Consider the following 20,694-nt stretch of genomic DNA (forward strand, 5'->3'; position numbering starts at 1 on the left):
AGGCGCTCAATTGAGCGCCTTGTCTATGTGTTGTCTAGTGTCAGATTAGATAGTGATAAAATCCGTCGCGACTTGTGGATTGACTTCTGCATCGTAATCGACACCATCAATACCAAAGCCAAACAGCTTCAAGAACTCTTCTTTGTACTGCACATAGTCTGTCAGTTCTTTCAGGTTCTCAGTGGTGATTTGAGGCCACAGATCACGGCAGTATTGTTGAATGTCGTCACGCAGTTCCCAGTCATCCAGACGCAGACGGTTCTTCTCGTCCACTTCTGCCGCGCTACCATCTTCTTTATAAAGACGCTGGCTGAACATGCGATAGATCTGCTCCATACACCCTTCGTGTACACCTTCTTGGCGCATTTTCTTAAACACCATCGCAATGTACAAAGGCATCACTGGAATCGCAGAGCTCGCCTGAGTAACCACTGACTTCAACACTGCGACGTTCGCGCTACCACCAGTTGCGGCTAGCTTATCGTTCAGTGCAGCGGCGGCGCGATCTAGGTCCATCTTTGCTTTACCTAACGCGCCATCCCAGTAGATTGGCCAAGTCAGCTCGGTACCGATGTAACTGTAAGCAACCGTTTTACAGCCGTCTGCCAACACGCCCGCTTCGGCCAACGCATTGATCCACAGTTCCCAATCTTCGCCACCCATAACCGTAATGGTATCTTGGATTTCTTGCTCCGTCGCCGGCTCTACGCTCGCTTCGATGATCACATCTTTGTTGGTATCAACCGCCGTAGACGTGTAAGTTTGACCGATTGGCTTGAGCGCTGAACGAATCAGTTCACCGGTGCTTGGAAGCTTACGGACTGGCGATGCCAAAGAGTAAACCACCATATCCACTTGGCCCAGATCGGCTTTGATGAGTTCGATGGCTTTCTCTTTCGCTTCATTGGAGAAAGCATCGCCATTGAGACTTTTCGCGTACAAACCTTCTTCACGCGCTAGCTTCTCAAATGCCGCCGCATTGTAAAAACCCGCTGTGCCTGGTTTCTTCTCTGTGCCTTCTTTTTCGAAGAAAACACCAATGGTTGCTGCACCGCCACCGAATGCCGCTGCAATACGAGAAGATAAACCGTAGCCACTTGACGAACCAACAACAAGAACGCGTTTTGGTGCGTTTTTGATCGGGCCTTGCGCCTTAGTGTAAGCAATTTGTTCTTTTACGTTCGCTTCACAACCCACTGGATGCGTTGTGGTACAGATAAATCCACGAATTTTAGGTTTGATGATCATATTCAACTTCCTTTAAAAAACGCTGCTAGGATAAAAGTTTCGACCACAATTCGCATCTAATTTCTGTAAAAATGCGGCGAAAATGCAAGTGGTTGGAGCACTCTCATAGATTTTTCTCCGTTAAAAATAGAAAAAGCACCTTAAATTAGGTGCTTTTTCGGCCATGCGCTGCGAGCTAAGCAGCGCTAGTCAGCTTTGCTTTAACGGGGGCATCCGTCAAAGTTTCGGAAAAATCGAAGCTGAAGTGGTCAACTTGAATCGCTTTATAGCGCAGTTTGTCCGCCGCGAGGATCTTATCGATCTCTTGCTCGCTTAATACATCGGCCTCAAACGCTTGCTGTAAGCGGTCGTGCAATAAGCCTTTACGTGCCACTTTGCCCTCTTTGACCGCTTTCATCAGTTTGCGCTCTAGCGGTTTGATGTCATACATGGCTAAGAATGCCTGCTCCATCAAACCAACACTATCATCTGCAGATTTGCCGATGTAGCAGAGGCTTGTCATGCGATCGCGCTGTACGCCCGGAGTCATCATCGCTTCAGCAAGGCTGATGCACAGATCATCACTCGGCTTTTTGAAATGATTACCCAGTGGGAAAAGCAATGCTTTCAGTACACCACCTACGTATTTCACTGGGAAATTGGCGTAAGCTTCGTTGAGCGATTTGGCCGCATGGTGCAAACAGTGCTGAACCGCATAGTGGACAAAGTTGAGATCGCCCTGCTGGCGTCCTTCATCTTCGTACTTCTTCAACGCTGCTGAGGCCATGTACAGATAGCTAAGTCCGTCGCCAAGACGCGCCGAGATCATCTCTTTGCGCTTGAGCTCACCACCGAGCGTTAACATCGCAAAATCGGCACTCACGGCGAGCGCACGGCTCAAACGTGTCATATCTTTGTAGTAGCGCTGAGTCGGACCGCTCATGTGCGCTTTGACAAAGCGTGAACCTGTCAGTGCCGCAGCGAATGCGCCGAAGGTATTGCCAGTGGCATGTTTGATGTGTTTAAACAACAGGTCATCAAATTGCTTGGCTCCCTCTCTCTCATCCGGGTTTGCCGCCGCTTCCATCTCTTTAAGCACGTAAGGATGACAACGTGTTGCACCTTGACCAAAGATCATCAAGTTACGTGTCAGGATATTCGCACCTTCCACCGTAATCGCCACCGGAATGCCGAGGTAATGCGTCGCCAGATAGTTCATTGGCCCATCTTGAATCGCACGGCCTGAATGGATGTCCATGGAATCATTAAGAATGGTGCGCGCCATTTCGGTCATATGGTATTTGGCAATCGCCGTCACAATCCCTGGTTTCTCTTTCAGATCCAGCGACGTGGTGGTCAAAGTCCGTGTCGCTTCAAGCAGATAAGTTAAACCGCCAATGCGGCCCATCGCCTCTGCAACACCTTCAAATTTACCAATCGACATACCAAACTGTTTACGCACGTAGGCATAAGCGCCGGTTGTACGTGTCGTCAGGTGACCAATCGCTGTGCCCAGTGCAGGCAGCGAAATACCGCGTCCAGCAGAGAGACACTCAACCAGCATGCGCCAGCCTTTGCCCGCATAATCCGCACCGCCAATCAGCCAATCCATCGGAATGAAAACATTCTGTCCACGAGTTGGCCCGTTCATAAAAGCCAAACCCAGCGGATCATGGCGTTCACCAATCTCAACCCCTTCGTGATCGGCAGGGATCAGAGCGCAGGTAATACCGATGTCTGTTTTATCGCCAAGCAGGTGATCAGGATCGCTCAGTTTGAACGCCAGCCCTAGTACGGTTGCGACCGGTGCTAGGGTAATATAGCGTTTATTCCAGCTCACACGGATGCCGAGGACTTCTTTGCCTTCGTGCATACCGTAGCAGACAACACCTTGGTCTGGAATGCCACCAGCATCCGAGCCAGCTTCAGGACCAGTCAAGGCAAAACAAGGGATGTCGGTACCATCCGCTAAACGTGGTAGCCAGTAGTCTTTTTGCGCTTGTGTCCCATAGTGCGATAAAAGCTCACCCGGGCCGAGTGAGTTTGGCACCATGACCGTCACGGCAGTACTGATGCTACGTGTCGCAATCTTCGAAACGATGGTTGAATTCGCCAGCGCCGAGAACTGGCGACCGCCGTACTCTTTAGAAATGATCAGCGAAAAGAAGCGCTCTTTACGCAGATACTCCCAAACTTTCGCAGGCAGATCGCGATCTTCCTTAACCATTTTATGGTCATCAAGCATTTCAAGCAGCGTTTCCAGCTCGTTGTCCATGAAAGATTGTTCTTCTGCGGTAAGAACAGGTTTTGGATAGTGATGCAATTTCTGAAAATCAGGCTTACCTGAAAACAGTTCTGCATCCCACCAGACGCTGCCGGCTTCCATCGCTTCCTTCTCTGTAATAGACAGAGGAGGCAAAACCTTTTTGAATACTTTAAACGCCGGGTCGCTAACCCACTTCCTTCTTAGAGAGCTCATAGTTCAGATCCTTTTGTTCACTGGTGGAACCCGATCAGGTCCTGGTTATCTGTTATTTTAGTTACTCTGCTGACATTCCTGCCGCCATATAGGGGATCAAGAGGTCAACAACTGATTTTACGTCGGTTTTTTTATTGAAATTGCTTTCAGCAATTTCAGACAGCGCCTGACTGGATGCCATAGTAAAAACACAGGTTCCCAGTGTGAAATGCAAGCGCCAAAAAAGCGTTTCTTCGGTTAAGGTCGGATTGGCTTTCAGCACGGATTCAGTAAACAGCTTCAATACATCGTTATAACGTGTAGTGATAAACCATCTTAAATGCCCTTGTACGTCGGTATATCCGCGGCCAATCAACAACATGAACAAACTCGTGCCATTCGGGCGCACTTCATTGAGCTCTTTAAGCGGTACGCGAAGCGATTCAAACACTTCGGCCATGGTGTAAGACTCTTTGCTGTTCAGTTGTACTAACGAAATTTTCATTGCTGGCATTAACGCTTCGAGATAACGATCTAACACCGCTCGAACCAAAGTTTTTTTATCACCAAAGTGATAGTTGACCGAAGCCAAATTCACACCGGCTTTGCCAGTAATGGTACGAAGTGAAGTGTCATTGAACCCGTACTCGGCGAACAACCCTTCGGCGATGTCGAGAATTTTTTCTTTTGTACTGCTTCTTGGTGCCATTTCAATCACTCGTATCAAACAACTGTTTGAAATATACTTTTGACACCAATAATTAACAAGCAATTAACATCACATTTTTTAATATTGGTCGGACCAGAATGGAATTTCGCCCTTTCGCCAAGGGGTTAGCGAGAGAAAATTTTTTTAGATATTTTCGTTGATTTAGGGAACTGCCGCCTAATCACTTGGTCTGAATAGAAGTAACAACAAGCGCATTGCTAAGTTTCACTGGCCGTCAAACTTGTTTCAGACTTTTGTTACGTTGCTGCTTTTTCATCATTAACTCCTGTGTTTGTATCTGCCCGAATCCGCTTGATTTGGGCTTTTTTTATCTCCCCTTTTCTCTTGCCCTTTTTAAAGCAATAAAAAAACCTCCGAAATTCGGAGGTTTTTAGTTGAACCTAGGTGGGCTTAGCGGCTAATGCTGGCACTCTTTGGCAAAGAGATGTGCAGTAAGCAGTAACCTATCACAGCGGCTGTGGTTGACCCCATCAGGATCCCCAGTCGTGCATAAGTATCGTATTCTGGGCTCACTCCACCAAATGCCAGCGAAGAGATGAATATCGACATGGTGAAGCCGATACCACACAGTACTGACACTGCAAAAATGTGACGGAAGGTGATCCCCTCTGGCAATCTCGCAACGCCCGTTTTTACCGCCACCCAACTGAAGGAGAAAATTCCCAGAGGCTTACCAATCAATAAGCCCAAAGCGATACCCAGTGGAAGCATTGATGTTAAACCAGACACCGAAACGCCTTCCAGAGATATACCCGCATTCGCGAAAGCAAATAGAGGCAAAATCGCAAACGCAACATAAGGATGCAGTGCGTGTTCCATATGTTTTAGGGGAGAATGCTCACCCTTTTTGCCATTGAGAGGGATAGCAAAACCAATGACCACGCCAGCTAGCGTTGCATGTACGCCTGATTTCAGTACCGCAGCCCACAAGATAATGCCCACTACGATGTACCATGTCAGCTTTGTCACTTCTTTCGCATTCAGTAAGAACAGCACACCCGTCATGATAAAGCCGATTGTCAGCGCCAATGTGGACAAATCGCCGCTGTAGAACAAGGCAATGATAACGACCACGCCTAGGTCATCAATAATCGCCAGAGCGAGCAAGAATACTTTCAAACTCACCGGAACACGCTTACCAAGTAAGGCCATGATTCCCAGTGCGAATGCAATGTCGGTGGCGGCAGGGATAGCCCAACCTTGCACCGCTTGTGGATCGCCGCTGTTAAATAGCACATAAACCAGCGCAGGAGCCAACATACCACCAACGGCCGCAATCGCAGGAAAAATCGCCGTCTCTTTTGATTTCAACGCGCCTTCCAATAATTCGCGTTTCACTTCCAAACCGATCAGAAGGAAGAAGATGGCCATTAAACCATCGTTAATCCAGTGCGATACAGACATACCAAATACATAGCTATGCAGTACTGACTGGTATATATCGTTTAGCGAAGTGTTGGCAATCACCATAGCAATGGCTGCAGCAATCACCAGCAGGATGCCGCCTGCGGATTCCATTTTGAAAAAGTCACGGATAGCATCGTTCATGATTTCGCCCTTATATTTATAATCGTGATAAATGAACAACTAACAATGTGTAGCAGTGTATAGTGAAGAATAATGTAGGAATAATCGCTTGTTTAGATGTTAAACTTCGGTTTTTCCTACATTGATGTCAACGTCACTCATTAAAAAATAGCCGCAGTATCCCGATAACTGACTGATAAGATTATAGTCAATGAGTGACATACTGGTGAACATAAGCATGACAACTACGCAACAAATTGTAAATACGTAGAAAAAAGTAAGGGTCCCATCGTCGGGACCCTTTTTACTTTCGAATGCGCTTTAGTTGGTTCTACCGTAGCCAGTTAACTGCATAAAACCCCAACCCTGATGGCTGCCCGCCACCTGAATAGGTCCTTCCCAGTAAGGCAGTAAAAAGGGTAACCACATTTCCTGATCCACAGCCGTGGCGGTGAGGCGGATTTGATACTTTGGCACTTCAACAGACCATCGCAGAGGTAAACGCGTACCATCGGCCAGCTCGCTTTCCTCTAAGGGGGTGATCTTGATATCTTGCTCTTTGAGGGGGAAAACTTTACCCGACGGGGTAGAGAGTGTGCCAAACACATAAGGCAATCGGCTTTTATGTCGGTACTGATTGACGCTCAACGCCATACCGTTGTCGAGATTAAACACCAGCCAGTCCCAGCCCTGTTGATCTTGTCCTACCAGATCTGAGCCCCACTCTTTTTGCAGCCACGCAGAGCCACTCACTTTGATACTTTTGCCATCAAGATGCAAAACACCATCCGTTTGCAGAAACGGTGCGCTGACACTAAACGACGCTACGGATTCCAAATCATGTTTGAGCTGATAACCACTTTCGCCATTGAGGACAAAAGGGCCGCTGGTTCGCGTGGCCAACTCCAGCGAAAATTCGTCACTGGCCGCGATAAGACTCCCCGGAAAAGGCGTCACCCCTAAGGCTCGCCAAGTCCAGTTGTCAATCCACATGCGAAACGGCTTATCGCTCGAGCCCGCCTGACCGATCCCTCCACGGGCTATGCGTTGGTCTTTCCACACTTTGCCGTTGCCACTGACAACCACATTAGCAAGGTAAATCTGTGGGTTTTGCCAGCCATTGACGTCTCTTTCATCACCAGCCAGACGAAAAAAGCTCCACTGCACCGAGTAAGGGGTACCATGTGCATCTTGCAGGCTCGCAAAGTAGTGCCACCACTCGTGCTGGTATTGTGAGTGAAAACGGAAATCGTTCGGCAGGCGAACTTTTTGCCCCGGCAGCACAGGCTCAAACACCGTCTGCGGTGATGCATTAAACACGCTGTTAAATTGATACTGTTTGTGCGTTGTTACGTTTTTGCCATAAAAAAGCAGATACCAAGCGAACACAAAACTCGCAACAACTATGGCAGAAAAAAGCAGCGACATTAGGATAAATCGACCACGTACTCGCTTCATTACAAGGCATCCCTTAATGACTTCATCGGCGTATTTCTTACCATTCTGAGCACAGGCAAGGCACCCGCCAGCATGATCGCCAGCATTGCCCACGCAAGGGTTTCACCATATTCGGCGGGATTAATTTGTAGCTCCAGCGACCAGCCAAAAGATTGCTTAATCACGATGTCAACAATCAAGGTGGCCAGTGCCATACCAAGCGGCACAGCGATAATGGCGGAAATAAGACCAAAAACAAACAGTTGCAACCCACCCAGCGCGATCAATTCTTTGCCCGATACGCCGAGACAACGCAAAATCGACACATGACGCTGACGCGAAACCTCTCCGGCTAACGTGGCGAAGAACAAACCGAACACCGCGATAACGAGGGTGATATTGCCTAAGGTATCGGCAATGGCAAAAGTATGGTCGAACACTCGCATTGCTTGCTTATAAATGTTGTTATTATCGAGCACACGCTCAGGCGTCATGCGGAAAATCTTTTCTAAACGCCCTTTCAGCCCCTCAATATTCACCCCTTCGTGCATGACAGCACCCAGTGCGACATTCCCATTACCAGCAAAGGCGTACAGCCAGTTACGATGGGATAAAAGTACCTGATTATACGGATTGCCGTAGTCGTAATAGACGCCAACCACCAACCACTTATCGCCTAAAGGCGCCGTCAGATTGATAAAATCTCCCGGACGAATGCCCATTTTCAACGCCATCGATTCGCTGACCATCACACTGCGGGTGCTGTTGAGATAGTACCAATAATTGGGTACACCAAGTTTGACCGTCAATGCATCAAGTTCCCCTTCCGAAGCACCGGTACTGACCACTTGCAACTGCCCTGCGTCAGTTTGAATCTCTTTTTCCCAGCGCCACCAAACTTGGTCCACTTCTGGCTGTGCCATCAGCCAACTGCTGATCCTTGCTGCCGAGTTATTGGTTGGGTAGATATAAAGATCTGCGGCAAGACGCTGGGTTAACCATTTATCGGTCGTGTCTCTAAAACTGCCCACCATGGTCTCGACACCAATATTTGCCGCCAACGCTAACATGAATGCCATCATCGCCACACCGCGATAGCTCATGCTGGCCGCCGTATCGGCGAAGAACCAACGCAACCTTACCCAGCGTAACGTGTAGGAAAAGCTATTAAATACCGCCCACATCAAAAAGGGAGTAAACAAGGCAACGCTGATCAACATTAAAGCGATAATCGCAAAGCCCGATTCCTGAGTTTTGGGGGCTTGGTAAACGGCAATGGCCGCTACGCAGAATGCACACGCGGCGAGTGCTTGCCACGCAAACTCACGTCCAGCAAAACGCACCAACGAGAGTTTGGCAGACAGACGAATCGGCTGAGATTTCAACAAGCGAATCAAAGGCCAGAGACAGGAAATCAGAGCGCCGAGCGCCGCCATCAGCAAACCGTACATGCTCGATTGCCAACTCCAGCCAATCGAAAGCCCGACGTTGGCATCATACAGATCGCTCAAACTGGCAGAGACGGCCGGGATCAGCTCATTGGCCAATAACAGTCCAAGCACATTGCCGCAAAGCCAAGCCACGACCACCAGTATGGTCAACTCAAGAATCAATGCTTTCGCCAGTAGCATGCCGGTGACACCCGTCTGGCGCAAAATGCCCACTAAAGGTTGGCGTTGGATAAACGAGAGCGACATCGCTTGATAGAAGATAAACAGGCCGACCAAAAACGACAGCATACCCATGGCGGTAAGATTAAGATGAAAAGCTTTGGTTAACGCATTAAGCTCATCTCGGCTATTGCGCACCAAAGACAAGCCATTGGGCAATGATTGTTTTAACGCTTCCAGCTTTTCTGACGGCATTTCACCGCAGGCAATCACCGAGAGACCCGAACTGCGCTTCAGCATACGTAATGTGGCGATGTCAGCCACGATCCGCGTGCCGTTAAGACGCTGTTCGCTCTCGATTTTCAACGGGCCAAGCAGGCTCCCATCATCGAGCGGAATAGAATCGCCATCTTGCCAATCCATATGCTTGGCAAGCGCGTTGCTGACTAAGATCGGGTAAGGCGGGTTCATCAACGCCAGCAGAGAGAGATCTCCCATCGCATTGGGCTGCTCCAACGAGAGCATCGCAACAGGATCGATGCCCACTAAGGTCAAGCCAATCCCGTTGGCGGTGTCGATGTGATGCATATCCATCGGAACACATCGCTGATAACCCGCTCGGCGCAGTTGAATGTAAAATCCTTGAGGGATCTTGTTGGCGTTATGCTTTGGCCGAATACGATAAGGGAGCGGATTGGAAAAGAGCTTTTCGCCGTTTTGATAGCTCTGTTTCGCATGATGGTTGATCGCGGTGACCCCGACGAGCAGGGAAACGCCGAGCGTTAGGCCAAGCCAGACCAAAATGATTTGCAGCGGATAGCGCCGATAATGACCGAGTAGTGCTTTAACTACGGGCCATAACATGCAGCTGTCCTCCTTGAAGTCGAATTCTTCCTTCCATATGTTGGGCGACCTTTTCACTGTGCGTGACTAAAAGCAAGGTGCAGTCGAGTTGGCGAGTGAGTGAAGTCAGTAAGCGCATCACCGCTTCAGCGTTACGCTCGTCTAAACTGCCGGTCGGCTCGTCTGCAAGCAGCAACTTGGGCTCCATATACAAAGCACGTGCAATTGCAGCACGTTGCTGCTGCCCGCCGGAAGCCTCTTCGGGATAGCGGCCCAGTAGCGGCATGAGATCGAGCGCAGAAAGAATTTGGCGCAACAATCCTTTGTCTTCCGGCAAGCCTTTAAGTTGACGGCAGAAACGAATGTTATCGGCGATATTGAGTGTGGGAAGTAAATTAAACTGCTGAAAAATATGCCCAATATTGTTACGGCGATAAGTTGTGCGCTGATATTCAGGCGCATCATGCATCGCGAAGCCGGGAAAATTGATCGCACCGGAATCGGCAATGTCTAGCCCTGCGATTAAATTGAGCAGCGTACTTTTACCCGAGCCACTCTCACCCATTAGGGCAATTTGTTCGCCACGTTGCAACGTCAGTTCAGCCCCTTGCAATACCGGATGAAATTCTCCACCATCCACATAGCCTTTACATAGGTCTGACAGTTGTAACATTAACTTTGCCGCTTCGCTTCAGAAATTGGAACCAGAATCTACACTAAAAAGCTGATTATCGAAAGTATTTTGATTGCTGGATCACATTAAATGAATGCAAATCAGCGCATATCTAATCTTCGATGAGATTTCGCATCCATTTGCGGCTGACGATACGATACAAAACACCGACCCACTTGACCATTTCTTCGACCAAGAACAACAGATATACCCACACGGGCGACACTTCAAGGTAGATAGCTGCAAACGCCGCCAAAGGAATACCAATCACCCACTGAGCGAGCAAATCCTGATAGAGGCAGAATTTCACATCGCCACCCGCACGCAACACGCCAACAATCGCCATCATCGGCAGCGATCTCAGTACAACAGCGGCGCAAAGCACCATCATGAACTGCTCTGCCAGTTGTCGGGTTTCTGGGGTTAAGGCGCTAAAGGCATTTAGAATCGACTGGTGAAATAGATACAGCAGCGCTGCGACCACAACCCCAATGATAACGTTCATCAGCACCGTCGCCCACGCTTGATAATAAACGGGCTCAAAATTTTTCGCCCCCAGTTGATTACCCACCAGCACGGCAGCTGCATTGGACAGACCAATCATCATCGCCAGCGAAATTGACTCCACTGGCGTCATCACTGACAACGCTGCAAGCCCTTGCACGCCCGCTTGCCCCATAATGGCATGATAGGCAAAAAGTCCACCAGCCCAAGCCAAGAAGTTAAAGGTTGTGGGTAATGAGAGTTTGAGAAAACGAACAATTTTTTTCCAAACAAGGATGGAGTGTACATCCGCACGGCCAAAAGCCAGTAAATGTTGTTTCGCGTAGAGGTAACCATATAACGTTGTCACTTCGATCGCCCCGCTGAGCAAGGTCGCGATTGCGGCGCCTTTGATCCCCATTGCTGGCAATCCCCAATGACCAAAAATCAATAGCCAGTTCAAAAATACGTTGGAGAGAATACCGATACCACTAAAGAAAGTGCTGATACCAGGCTTGTGCATCGCTCTGAGCCCAACCGCCATACTCGCCACACAAGCGACACTGAGCATGGACAACGAGGTGAGAACCAGGTATTCGCTGCCGAGTTGATTCACTTGTGATGAATCGGTGGTTAGCGCCATGATCTGCTGAGGAAAGAGCAGAAAAAGCAGTGCGGTTAGCAAGGCAAACGCCATCGACACCAACCAAGTCAACGCCGTGCTCTGTCTAACACCGTCTTTATCTCCAGCTCCCCAATATTGCGCGGTCAGCAGAGCGCCACCGGTGGTGACACCGACCAGCATAATGGTAGTCACAAAGGTCGCTCTGGCCGCAACGCCAACCGCGGCGATCTCCGCCTCACCCAGTTGTCCTAGCATCAAAACGTCCACCAAACCTCGGCTGGAAAACATCATACTTTGCAGAGCGATTGGCAATGCGATCAGCAGCAGACGACGCAAAAACGCCGCATCGGCATGCTTTGCCACCTGAGCAAGAAAGGACATAGGCACCTCAGATACAACTTATTGAAGAAGCGGAGAAAATAGCCGATGATTATAACCAATTGGGTGAATAAACCACCAACTATTTATCCGTTAGTTAAGGGAGAGCGCAGTGCAAAAAGTATTAGTGTTGGGCGCATCAGGTTACGTTGGGTCACAATTAGTGCCACTTCTTTTGGCGCAAGGTTATCAAGTGACGGCCGCCGCGAGACAAATCGACTATCTTAAAGCGCGGGTTAAACCTCATCCGCATCTCAACTTTGCTTACCTTGATCTTGCAGATCAAAGCGCGGCTCACGCGCTCATCCCACACTTTGACCTGATCTATTTTCTGGTTCATGGCATGGCCCAAGGGCACGACTTTATTGATTATGAACTCTCTCTCGCTGACCATTTTTATCAAGCCCTGCAAGGAAGCCGCGTCAAACAGGTGATTTATCTAAGCGCACTTCAGCCGCAAAGTGGCAGCTCCGCTCATCTTCAAGCGCGAAAAATGACCGGCGATGTGCTGCGCAAAGCAGGGATTCCGATTATTGAACTGCGTGCTGGGGTGATTATCGGCCCGGGATCCGCCGCCTTTGAAATCATGCGTGATTTTGTCTATCACTTGCCTCTGTTGATCACCCCAAAATGGGTTGAATCGAAAGCCAACCCGATCGCACTGGAAAACCTTAACTACTATCTGTTGCGATTAGCCGAAGAAAGCCACGCCACTCATGCAATTTACGAAGCGGGTGGGCCAGACACACTGAGCTACCGCGAACAATTTCACCTCATCTGCCAAGCGACAAAGCGCCCTTTTCACCTTTTTTCGACGGCGCTCCTGACTCCAAAGATGGCCTCATACTGGCTTGGGCTAATTACTTCGGTCCCTTCGAGCATTGGTAGTGCCCTTTTAGCTGGGCTGGAACATGACTATGTAGCAAACAGCGCAGAATTGCGGCAAAAGTACCCACAAGCCTTGCTCTCATACCAGCAGGCGGTTGAACAAGCAATTGAGCAAGAAGGCACCTTTGTTAGAAGCAATGTCTGGGGTTTTGAACCCGAGGCATTACAGCGCTGGCAGCCGGGTTACGGCTATTACGCGAAAAAAGCAGGCGCCAGCATTCAAACCCAAGCCTCTGCCGAGGCACTTTGGAAATGGGTGGAAAAAATAGGCAGTCGGGAACAAGGCTACTATTTTGCTACGTTGCTGTGGCGAACACGTGAGTGGCTTGATGTGCTATTCGGCGGCAAAAAACCGGTTCGCCGCGCCCCATCTGGGCCAGAGCTTAAAGTCGGTGATTACATCGACTCTTGGAAAGTGATCCGCTGCGAGAAACCGCATTTTCTTTCTCTGTTCTTTGGTATGAAAGGCCCCGGGCTCGGGCGGCTGGAGTTCACTATCGACGATCACGGACACTACCGCCAACTCACGGTCACCGCTTGGTGGCATCCGCAAGGTTTTCGCGGACTGCTCTATTGGTTTGCCATGATGCCCGCCCACTTGTTTGTTTTTAACGGTATGGTCAAAGCCATCGCCAAAAAAGCACTCTCGTTTAACCGCGACAAAAAAGGCGCTTAATCACAGCGCCTTAAAAATAACAGTTAATATTGAAAACTAAGCGGAATTTCTGCCAGCTGATTGCCTAAATTGGCCGGAAAAATCAGGTACTCACCATGGTATTTCACGTTCGACTTGTAATCTGTCACCTTGTGTACCATAAATCCCGCCTCAGTGGCCTTTGCGACAAACTCAGCGTGATTGCCCCGTACAAACCAACTCATCGGTTTCACCAAGGTGTCGCCATCGAAGCAGCTTTCACACTGCTGGGCGCAAAGCGCCAATGAGTGTTGGCCTTCGGTAAAAATCTGCACTTTGCCACAGCCCACTAACGGCTCGGCCGTGGAAACTTCCCAGTCGGCTTGCTCCATCTGATCTAAAAACGCTTCTATCTGCTTATCGGTAATCACCGCAGGCTCTTTGTCTGCACAGAAAAAAGAGGCATAAAATGCGGCGATACGCTTAAAAGTCGGCAATAGTGCGGCATCGTTGCCTTTCGAGCGACCAGCCTTTTGCCAGCGAGTCAGATCATCGACGACGCAGCGGTGAAAACGCTGTGCTTTCAGCGTCTTGGTCACCCAACGCACGAGAAAGTGGTTGTTCGCGACAGGCGCGTCAGCCAGTTTACCTGCGCGATGCTCCGCCTCTAGCTCTTGCAGCGCGGTATTAACCAGTCGTTGAATTTCCGTTGTGTAGTTCGACATTATGCTTTTCTTCCGAATATCCAGTAAAAGAGGGCTGACAGCAACGAACAGGCTGACATCACCAAAATCATCGGCCACGCAACGGCGGATGGCAACGCAGCCACCAGCGCACCAACCAGCGAACCGGTGCCAAAGCGCAGAGTACCCGCTAAAGAAGAAGCGGTTCCCGCCATCTGCGGATACCCAGAAAGCAGCAGTGCCATTGAGTTACTGCCGATGGTAGAGAGTGTACCGATGTAAAGAACCACGAATGGTACCGTGCCCCACAAACCAAGGTCTAGTAGCCAGCTAATAAATAAACCGAATCCGGCGACTAATTGTACGCTAAGCCCCAAACGCAGCATAAAATGTGACCCGACTTTCTTCACCATGCGGCCATTTAAGCTGGTCATGATGATCATCGCGACAATATTAAGCCCGAACAGATAGCCAAATTGGTCTGGCGATACGCCATAAATATCGATGTAAACAAACGAACCTGCGGTCAAAAAGGCGAACATACCAGAAAAAGAGAAAGCCCCAGCCAGCATCAAACCTAATGCGGTGCTGTTGCTGCACAACTTGGCATAATTGCGTAACGTGGTTTTAAAGCGCAGTGGTTGACGATTTTCCGCTTTCAGCGTTTCAGGAATTTGCCACCACACCAGCGCAATCACCAAGACAGCAAATCCTGCCAGCACCCAGAAAATAGAGCGCCAGCCAAACCAAACCGCAAGGTGTCCACCGATCATCGGTGCTACTAAAGGCGCGATGGTGATAACCAAGGTGACAAACGACATCGCCCGAGCAAAGTCTTCTCTGTCAAACATGTCGCGCACCACGGCCTGAATGATCACCGCGGCCGCTGCTCCAGCAAAACCTTGCGCGGCACGCACGTAGGTCAGCGAATCAATGCCGTTAGTGGTTGCACTGACAACCGCCGCTAGGCCGAAAAACAGCACACCAAGGATCAGCACCGGACGACGACCGAAACTGTCCGAAAGTGGGCCGTGAATCAATTGCCCCAATGCGAAGCCTGCGGTATAGGCCGTCAGAGTCAACTGCACCGCACCAGCATCCACACCAAGATCTTTGGCAATTGTCGGCATGGATGGCAAATACATATCAATCGCCAATGGCGTAAGCGCACCAATCGCGCCCAGAACGACAAAAAGGAAAAAACTGATGTGTGATTGTGCAGTCGGTTGTGATTTATCCGTCATTTATTCTCCCGAGAAATGGGTTAGGAATAAGCTTGACGCTGCAACGCCACCGATTAGGTTGACTCTCTATCGTCGTCAGAACAGAGCTGACACAGATTGGTAATCGAGGAACGCTAGGAATGTCGCATTGCAGCCAGAAAAGGCTTGATTCTGAAAAATCCGCCCCATGAAAGAGCGGAAAAACTGCCCATATTGTGATACAGATCAAGCCTAAACACTAGTTCCATTTAGGAACTAAATCATTTCCAAACTGAATCTATTTCTTCCTGAGTCAGATAACGGTACTCACCCGGTTCGAGATTTTCATCCAGCACGATCTCCCCCACTCGCTCACGGTGCAGCTGCTCGACTTTGTTGCCCAGCGCGGCAAACATACGTTTTACTTGATGATATTTGCCCTCGTGAATCGTCAGCAGCAGCTCATTCTCTGCTTCATTCACGACCGTCATCTGCGCAGGTAAGGTGAGCTCCTTTTCATTGCGCAGTTGAATACCTGCCGCCAGCTTTTCCTGATAGTCGCTGCCAATCGGGTCGGCGAGCCAAACGCGATAGGTTTTGTCGCACTTATGCTTTGGAGACGTGATGCGATGGGACCACTTGCCATCATCGGTGATTAACACCAAGCCAGTGGTATCCACGTCCAATCGACCAGCAAAGTGAAGCTCGTCCATTTTGATTTCGTCCAGCAGAACAAAAGCCGTATGGTTGAAACCATCTTCGTGAGAACACACAAACCCTTCTGGTTTATACAGCATGATGTAACGCGGCCCCTGCACGGCCAGCTCGCGACCTTGCCATTCAACCACGCTTTGCTCAGAGACTTTGAACGCACCGCTTTTTTGTACCTGTTCATCGACGGTGACTTCCCCGCTTTTCAGGATTTTTGTCGCCTCTTTTCGTGTCGCGCCCAGCGCATCACAAAGAAATTTATCTAAACGCATGAATACCTCAACTGGTTAAGGTCGGGTATTATAGCGACCCTGCAAAGAATAGTTGAGTGATTTCACCGTTTTCATGTACACCCTCAGACCCTATCAAGCCGACTCGGTAAAGGCCGTTATCCACTACTTTCGTCAGCACTCCACACCGGCGGTGATCGTGCTGCCAACAGGGGCAGGCAAAAGTTTAGTGATTGCCGAACTGGCAAGGCTAGCGCGCGGCCGAGTTTTGGTGCTGGCACATGTCAAAGAGCTGGTGGAACAAAACCACGCCAAGTACGAAGGATACGGGCTCAAAGGCTCGGTATTCTCCGCGGGGCTAGGTCGCAAAGAGACGCAGCATCAAGTGGTTTTTGCCTCGGTGCAGTCGGTGGTACGCAACTTGGAATCTTTTCGCAATCAATTCTCTCTGCTGGTGATCGATGAGTGCCATCGTGTTCCGGAAGACAAAGAGAGCAGTTATCAGAAAGTGATCTCGCACCTAAAAGATCTTAATCCGGGGATGAAAATACTCGGCCTGACCGCCACGCCTTATCGCCTCGGTGTCGGTTGGATTTATCAATACCACAGCCGCGGACAAGTGCGTAGTGAAGAGCCATGCTTTTTTCGTGATTGCATTTTCGAATTACCGATACGTTATTTGCTCGACGAAGGTTTTCTCACCCCAGCGCGAATGATGGATGCGCCTGTGCTCTCGTATGATTTCTCCCAGCTAAAACCCGCCAATACCGGGCGCTATAAAGAAGCTGAGCTGGATATGGTGATCGATAACGCCAAACGCGCCACGCCGCAGATTGTTCAGCAAATTATCCAGCTTGCCCAACAGCGGCAAGGGGTGATGATCTTCGCGGCCACCGTCAGACACGCGCAAGAAATTCACCATTTGTTGCCAGAAAATGAAACTGCGCTTGTGATTGGCGATACGCCAACGCCAGAGCGAGACGCGATTATTCGCCAGTTTAAAGCGCGTGAAATAAAGTTTCTCGTCAATGTTTCGGTACTGACCACCGGCTTTGACGCGCCGCATGTCGATCTCATCGCCATTTTGCGCCCAACCGAATCGATTAGTCTTTATCAACAAATTGTCGGTCGCGGTCTGCGGCTAGCACCGGGTAAAGAAGAGTGTTTGGTGCTGGACTACGCAGGTAATAATTACGATCTGTATCAACCCGAAGTGGGTGATCCTAAGCCCGATTCTGACAGTGAAATCATTACCATTCCCTGCCCCGCCTGCGGCTTTAACAATAATTTTTGGGGAAAGTTAGACAGCAACGGTTTTTTGCTTGAGCACTTTGGCCGGCGCTGCCAAGGCTATTTCACCGATGAAGAGAGCGGCGAACGCGAACATTGCGGCTACCGTTTCCGCGCCAAGTATTGCAACCAATGTGGTGCAGATAACGACATCGCAGCGCGAATTTGTCACGAGTGCGATGCTACCTTGGTGGACCCCGACAAAAAGCTCAAAGAAGCCCTGAGTCTGAAAGACGCTTTGGTGTTTGAATGCCTCGAGATGGTGCTCAGCGTTCATAAAACGGCGCAAGGAAAATCCCAGTTGAAAGTCAGCTATTTGGGCGAAAACCAAGCTCAGGTGCATGAGTTTTGGTCCCTCACCACCCACAAGCAGAAGGCCATGTTCAAGAGTCAGTTTGTTCGCCCCCATTTAGCGGACAAACATCGGCCCTTTGACGATGCCACGCCAAGCAGAGTGGTCGCTAATCAACACCGTTTTCGCCCACCACAATTTGTTATCGCCCGCAAAAGCGGTCGTTTTTGGAAAATGCGCGACAAGATTTTTGAAGATGAGTTACAAAACCGTCCTTAAACCCCATCCCGTGGGCAAGTTCACTTTCTATTCATCTTGCCAGTTTTATACTCGGGCAACTTTGTAATGTAGGGGCCGGATATGCGAAACCGAACACTGGCGCTTGCGCTGATACTCCCTTGTATGCTGACCATGCCAGCATTCGCCAGCAACGACACACAAAATGGGCATGAACTCATTCAAGATGCTCACAAAGAAGGCGCGCGCATCGAATTTGATGAGGATCAGGATGAAGTGTACGACGCGGTTAAAAAAGGGTTGATTAAGCCCTTCTCTGAACTCTATGCCACCGTGGACAAGCAGCTCAATGGACGTTTAATTAAAGTAGAACTTGAAGAAGACGACAACGAGTGGGTATATGAGCTTAAATTGGTGCATGAGAACAACGTCATTAAAGTCGAGTATAACGCGACCACTTTAGAACTGATGGAAATCAAAGGGCGTAATCTACAAGACGTGATCAAAAAATAGAGTTTCTTACCGATGAAAATTTTAGTTGTTGAAGACGAGCCGCGTTTAGGCGAGCAAATTGTTCAATCTCTCGAGCAAACGGGATGGGTACCAGAGTTATCGCAAGATGGCATTGACGCCCTGTATCGGGCCACGTCAGAAGAGTGGGATGCCATCGTGCTTGATTTGGGGCTGCCCAAATTAGATGGGCTTACTGTCCTTAAAGGCATACGCGACGAAAACATCAATACGCCCGTCGTCATTTTAAGCGCACGCGACACCTTAACCCAGCGCGTAGAAGGGTTAAATGCGGGTGCAGACGATTATCTGACCAAGCCGTTTGAAATGGTCGAGCTGATCGCCCGTATTCGAGCGCAACTGCGCCGAGCCTCTGGCAACGCTTCGCCCGTACTGCAAGTTGGCGATTTGAGCCTCGACACCCGCTCTTCCAAGGTGATGTGGCAAGGCCAACCCGTCAGCTTAACCGCACTTGAGTACAAGGTAGTCGCCTATTTCATGCACAACGCCGACAAAGTGATCTCCCGTACGGAATTGGTTGAACACATTTACAAGCAAGACTTTGACCGCGATTCCAATACGATTGAAGTGTTTATCGGTCGTATCCGCAAAAAAATCGCGCCAAACATCATCAAAACCGTACGCGGATTAGGGTACCAACTTGATGCCAGCTAAACTGGACTTACTCAAGAGCCTTAGCCTTAAGCGGCGTCTCTTTTTCGCTTCATTTCTTTGGGTTAGTTCAATGCTCCTCGCTGCGGGAGTTGGTATTCCCACGCTCGTCAAAGAGTACTTAGTCAGTGATATCAAAGGCCAATTGCAGCTTGCCATGGACGAAATCGCCGCCAACTTAGAAGCGAATGCTCAAGGTAATTTATTGCTCCCTGCGCGTCTTTCTGACCCCCGTTTCAGTCAGCCCTACAGTGGGCTCTATTGGAACGCGACATTGGGTGAGCAAACTCTACGATCCCGTTCACTGTGGGACAGAAACATCCAAACCAAAGCAACTCCACTTGGTCAGCGTCTCATTGGAGCCAAGGAAGAGAACTTGATCGCGATAGAACAGCGCCTATATCTGCCCGAGTTTTCGACCCCGATAACCATTGTGATTGGCATCGATGAAACCCCCGTCAAAGAGACCCTACGCCAGCTCACTAAACAGCTGTGGATGATTCTCGGGCTGCTGCTGTTTGGGGTAATGAGCGTGATTGGCATGCAGATCGCGTGGTCATTTCGTCCGCTCAATAAACTGCAACAAGAACTCAAGGCACTGAAATCAGGCCAGCAAGATCAGTTGCAAGAAAGCTATCCCGCGGAAGTAGCACCGCTAATTAAAGACCTCAACGCTCTCTTGTTTCACTATCAGGAACTGCTACAGCGCGCACGTCACCACGCAGGCAATCTGTCCCACTCCCTAAAAACGCCGCTTTCGGTGCTGAAAAATGAAATATCGCAGCTTAACGAGTCAGAAAGACAGCGCCTCTTACCGTCGTTGCAACAGATCCAAAACCACATTGATTACCACTTGAGCCGGGCAAGAATGGCAGGAGCGATGAACATTCTCTCGGTCAAATCCAACCCAAGCCAACGTGTCGACGCCATCGCTATGGCGTTTGATAAAGTCTACGCCGAACGAGAAATCGTACTGGTCAATGAGCTGGATGATGAACTTGACGTAGCCGTCGAGCAAAGTGATTTGGATGAGATGCTTGGTAACTTGCTGGAAAACAGCTACAAGTGGGGCAAAAGTTTCATTCGTATCTATGCAATCCGCCAAAAAAACACTATCGACATTGTGATTGAAGACGACGGACCTGGCATCGACGAAAAACATCTTGAACGGGTGACCCATCGCGGTGTCAGGCTCGATGAAACCACCGCAGGCACTGGTCTTGGGCTGAACATCGTCTCCGAAATGGCGCACAGTTATCGAGGTCAGCTAACGCTAGAAAAAAGTCAGCTGGGTGGCCTGAAAGCCATTTTGTCACTCAAATCGGCATAAGTCTGCCGTTTCTGATAGAAAAAG

Annotated in this window: 16 protein-coding genes; 5 read left to right on the plus strand and 11 right to left on the minus strand. The window is 49.5% G+C overall.

Translation table 11 applies throughout. The annotated features are described in order from the left end of the window. Positions 1–45 precede the first annotated feature (45 nt). The 8 genes from fabV to EA26_RS14915 form a co-directional block, all read right to left on the minus strand. On the minus strand, positions 46–1,248 hold the full coding sequence (fabV, locus tag EA26_RS14880) for an enoyl-ACP reductase FabV (RefSeq protein WP_039429524.1): 1,203 nt from the start codon (positions 1,246–1,248) through the stop codon (positions 46–48). Positions 1,249–1,423: 175 nt separating this feature from the next. Continuing rightward, on the minus strand, positions 1,424–3,706 hold the full coding sequence (locus tag EA26_RS14885; protein WP_039429525.1) for an acyl-CoA dehydrogenase: 2,283 nt from the start codon (positions 3,704–3,706) through the stop codon (positions 1,424–1,426). 61 nt (positions 3,707–3,767) lie between these two features. Continuing rightward, positions 3,768–4,394, minus strand: coding sequence for a TetR family transcriptional repressor PsrA (psrA, locus tag EA26_RS14890; RefSeq protein ID WP_039429528.1), 627 nt, complete (start codon positions 4,392–4,394; stop codon positions 3,768–3,770). Between the two features lie 411 nt (positions 4,395–4,805). Next, on the minus strand, positions 4,806–5,963 hold the full coding sequence (nhaA, locus tag EA26_RS14895; RefSeq protein WP_039429530.1) for a Na+/H+ antiporter NhaA: 1,158 nt from the start codon (positions 5,961–5,963) through the stop codon (positions 4,806–4,808). Positions 5,964–6,263: 300 nt separating this feature from the next. After that, positions 6,264–7,400, minus strand: a complete 1,137-nt coding sequence (locus tag EA26_RS14900; protein WP_039429532.1) for a lipocalin-like domain-containing protein — start codon at positions 7,398–7,400, stop codon at positions 6,264–6,266. After that, entirely contained in the window at positions 7,400–9,853 is a 2,454-nt protein-coding gene (locus EA26_RS14905; protein ID WP_039429533.1) for an FtsX-like permease family protein, read from the minus strand. The genes EA26_RS14900 and EA26_RS14905 overlap by 1 nt, the downstream gene beginning before the upstream one ends. Further along, entirely contained in the window at positions 9,834–10,505 is a 672-nt protein-coding gene (locus tag EA26_RS14910) for an ABC transporter ATP-binding protein (protein WP_039429534.1), read from the minus strand. Before EA26_RS14910 ends, EA26_RS14905 begins: the two co-directional genes overlap by 20 nt. A gap of 112 nt (positions 10,506–10,617) precedes the next feature. After that, a complete protein-coding gene (locus EA26_RS14915; RefSeq protein ID WP_039429536.1) occupies positions 10,618–11,994 on the minus strand; it encodes an MATE family efflux transporter in 1,377 nt (458 codons plus the stop codon). Between the two features lie 109 nt (positions 11,995–12,103). On the opposite strand from EA26_RS14915, the gene EA26_RS14920 reads away from it, so the two are divergent. Further along, positions 12,104–13,555 carry a DUF2867 domain-containing protein gene (locus EA26_RS14920; protein ID WP_039429538.1) on the plus strand — a complete coding sequence of 484 codons (1,452 nt, stop codon included), beginning with the start codon at positions 12,104–12,106 and terminating at the stop codon, positions 13,553–13,555. A 23-nt stretch (positions 13,556–13,578) separates the two neighbouring features. Here the strand turns inward: EA26_RS14920 and EA26_RS14925 are convergent, their stop codons facing one another. The 3 genes from EA26_RS14925 to rsuA all read right to left on the minus strand — a co-directional run bounded on the left by EA26_RS14925 (position 13,579) and on the right by rsuA (position 16,381). Next, positions 13,579–14,238 (minus strand): DUF2913 family protein, encoded by a 660-nt coding sequence (locus EA26_RS14925; RefSeq protein ID WP_039429554.1) that lies wholly within the window; start codon positions 14,236–14,238, stop codon positions 13,579–13,581. Continuing rightward, complete coding sequence (locus tag EA26_RS14930; protein WP_039429557.1) at positions 14,238–15,440, minus strand: Bcr/CflA family multidrug efflux MFS transporter; 1,203 nt, start codon at positions 15,438–15,440, stop codon at positions 14,238–14,240. The genes EA26_RS14925 and EA26_RS14930 overlap by 1 nt, the downstream gene beginning before the upstream one ends. A gap of 239 nt (positions 15,441–15,679) precedes the next feature. Next, entirely contained in the window at positions 15,680–16,381 is a 702-nt protein-coding gene (gene rsuA, locus EA26_RS14935) for a 16S rRNA pseudouridine(516) synthase RsuA (protein WP_039429560.1), read from the minus strand. 73 nt (positions 16,382–16,454) lie between these two features. On the opposite strand from rsuA, the gene radD reads away from it, so the two are divergent. The 4 genes from radD (at position 16,455) to EA26_RS14955 (ending at position 20,670) form a co-directional block, all read left to right on the plus strand. Next, positions 16,455–18,200, plus strand: coding sequence for a DNA repair helicase RadD (radD, locus tag EA26_RS14940; RefSeq protein ID WP_039429562.1), 1,746 nt, complete (start codon positions 16,455–16,457; stop codon positions 18,198–18,200). An 81-nt stretch (positions 18,201–18,281) separates the two neighbouring features. Further along, on the plus strand, positions 18,282–18,671 hold the full coding sequence (locus tag EA26_RS14945) for a PepSY domain-containing protein (protein ID WP_039429565.1): 390 nt from the start codon (positions 18,282–18,284) through the stop codon (positions 18,669–18,671). Between the two features lie 12 nt (positions 18,672–18,683). After that, positions 18,684–19,343 (plus strand): response regulator transcription factor, encoded by a 660-nt coding sequence (locus tag EA26_RS14950; protein WP_039429567.1) that lies wholly within the window; start codon positions 18,684–18,686, stop codon positions 19,341–19,343. Beyond that, a complete protein-coding gene (locus EA26_RS14955; protein WP_039429568.1) occupies positions 19,333–20,670 on the plus strand; it encodes an ATP-binding protein in 1,338 nt (445 codons plus the stop codon). The genes EA26_RS14950 and EA26_RS14955 overlap by 11 nt, the downstream gene beginning before the upstream one ends. Positions 20,671–20,694 lie beyond the last annotated feature (24 nt).

The sequence above is a fragment of the Vibrio navarrensis genome (assembly GCF_000764325.1).
GTDB lineage: Bacteria > Pseudomonadota > Gammaproteobacteria > Enterobacterales > Vibrionaceae > Vibrio > Vibrio navarrensis.

Excerpts from the sequence above, each read along its gene's own strand:
- fabV (WP_039429524.1), bottom strand. The coding sequence starts at position 1,248 with ATGATCATCAAACCTAAAATTCGTGGATTTATCTGTACCACAACGCAT.
- EA26_RS14885 (WP_039429525.1), bottom strand. The coding sequence starts at position 3,706 with ATGAGCTCTCTAAGAAGGAAGTGGGTTAGCGACCCGGCGTTTAAAGTA.
- psrA (WP_039429528.1), bottom strand. The coding sequence starts at position 4,394 with ATGGCACCAAGAAGCAGTACAAAAGAAAAAATTCTCGACATCGCCGAA.
- nhaA (WP_039429530.1), bottom strand. The coding sequence starts at position 5,963 with ATGAACGATGCTATCCGTGACTTTTTCAAAATGGAATCCGCAGGCGGC.
- EA26_RS14900 (WP_039429532.1), bottom strand. The coding sequence starts at position 7,400 with ATGAAGCGAGTACGTGGTCGATTTATCCTAATGTCGCTGCTTTTTTCT.
- EA26_RS14905 (WP_039429533.1), bottom strand. The coding sequence starts at position 9,853 with ATGTTATGGCCCGTAGTTAAAGCACTACTCGGTCATTATCGGCGCTAT.
- EA26_RS14910 (WP_039429534.1), bottom strand. The coding sequence starts at position 10,505 with ATGTTACAACTGTCAGACCTATGTAAAGGCTATGTGGATGGTGGAGAA.
- EA26_RS14915 (WP_039429536.1), bottom strand. The coding sequence starts at position 11,994 with ATGTCCTTTCTTGCTCAGGTGGCAAAGCATGCCGATGCGGCGTTTTTG.
- EA26_RS14925 (WP_039429554.1), bottom strand. The coding sequence starts at position 14,238 with ATGTCGAACTACACAACGGAAATTCAACGACTGGTTAATACCGCGCTG.
- EA26_RS14930 (WP_039429557.1), bottom strand. The coding sequence starts at position 15,440 with ATGACGGATAAATCACAACCGACTGCACAATCACACATCAGTTTTTTC.
- rsuA (WP_039429560.1), bottom strand. The coding sequence starts at position 16,381 with ATGCGTTTAGATAAATTTCTTTGTGATGCGCTGGGCGCGACACGAAAA.
- radD (WP_039429562.1), top strand. The coding sequence starts at position 16,455 with ATGTACACCCTCAGACCCTATCAAGCCGACTCGGTAAAGGCCGTTATC.
- EA26_RS14945 (WP_039429565.1), top strand. The coding sequence starts at position 18,282 with ATGCGAAACCGAACACTGGCGCTTGCGCTGATACTCCCTTGTATGCTG.
- EA26_RS14950 (WP_039429567.1), top strand. The coding sequence starts at position 18,684 with ATGAAAATTTTAGTTGTTGAAGACGAGCCGCGTTTAGGCGAGCAAATT.
- EA26_RS14955 (WP_039429568.1), top strand. The coding sequence starts at position 19,333 with ATGCCAGCTAAACTGGACTTACTCAAGAGCCTTAGCCTTAAGCGGCGT.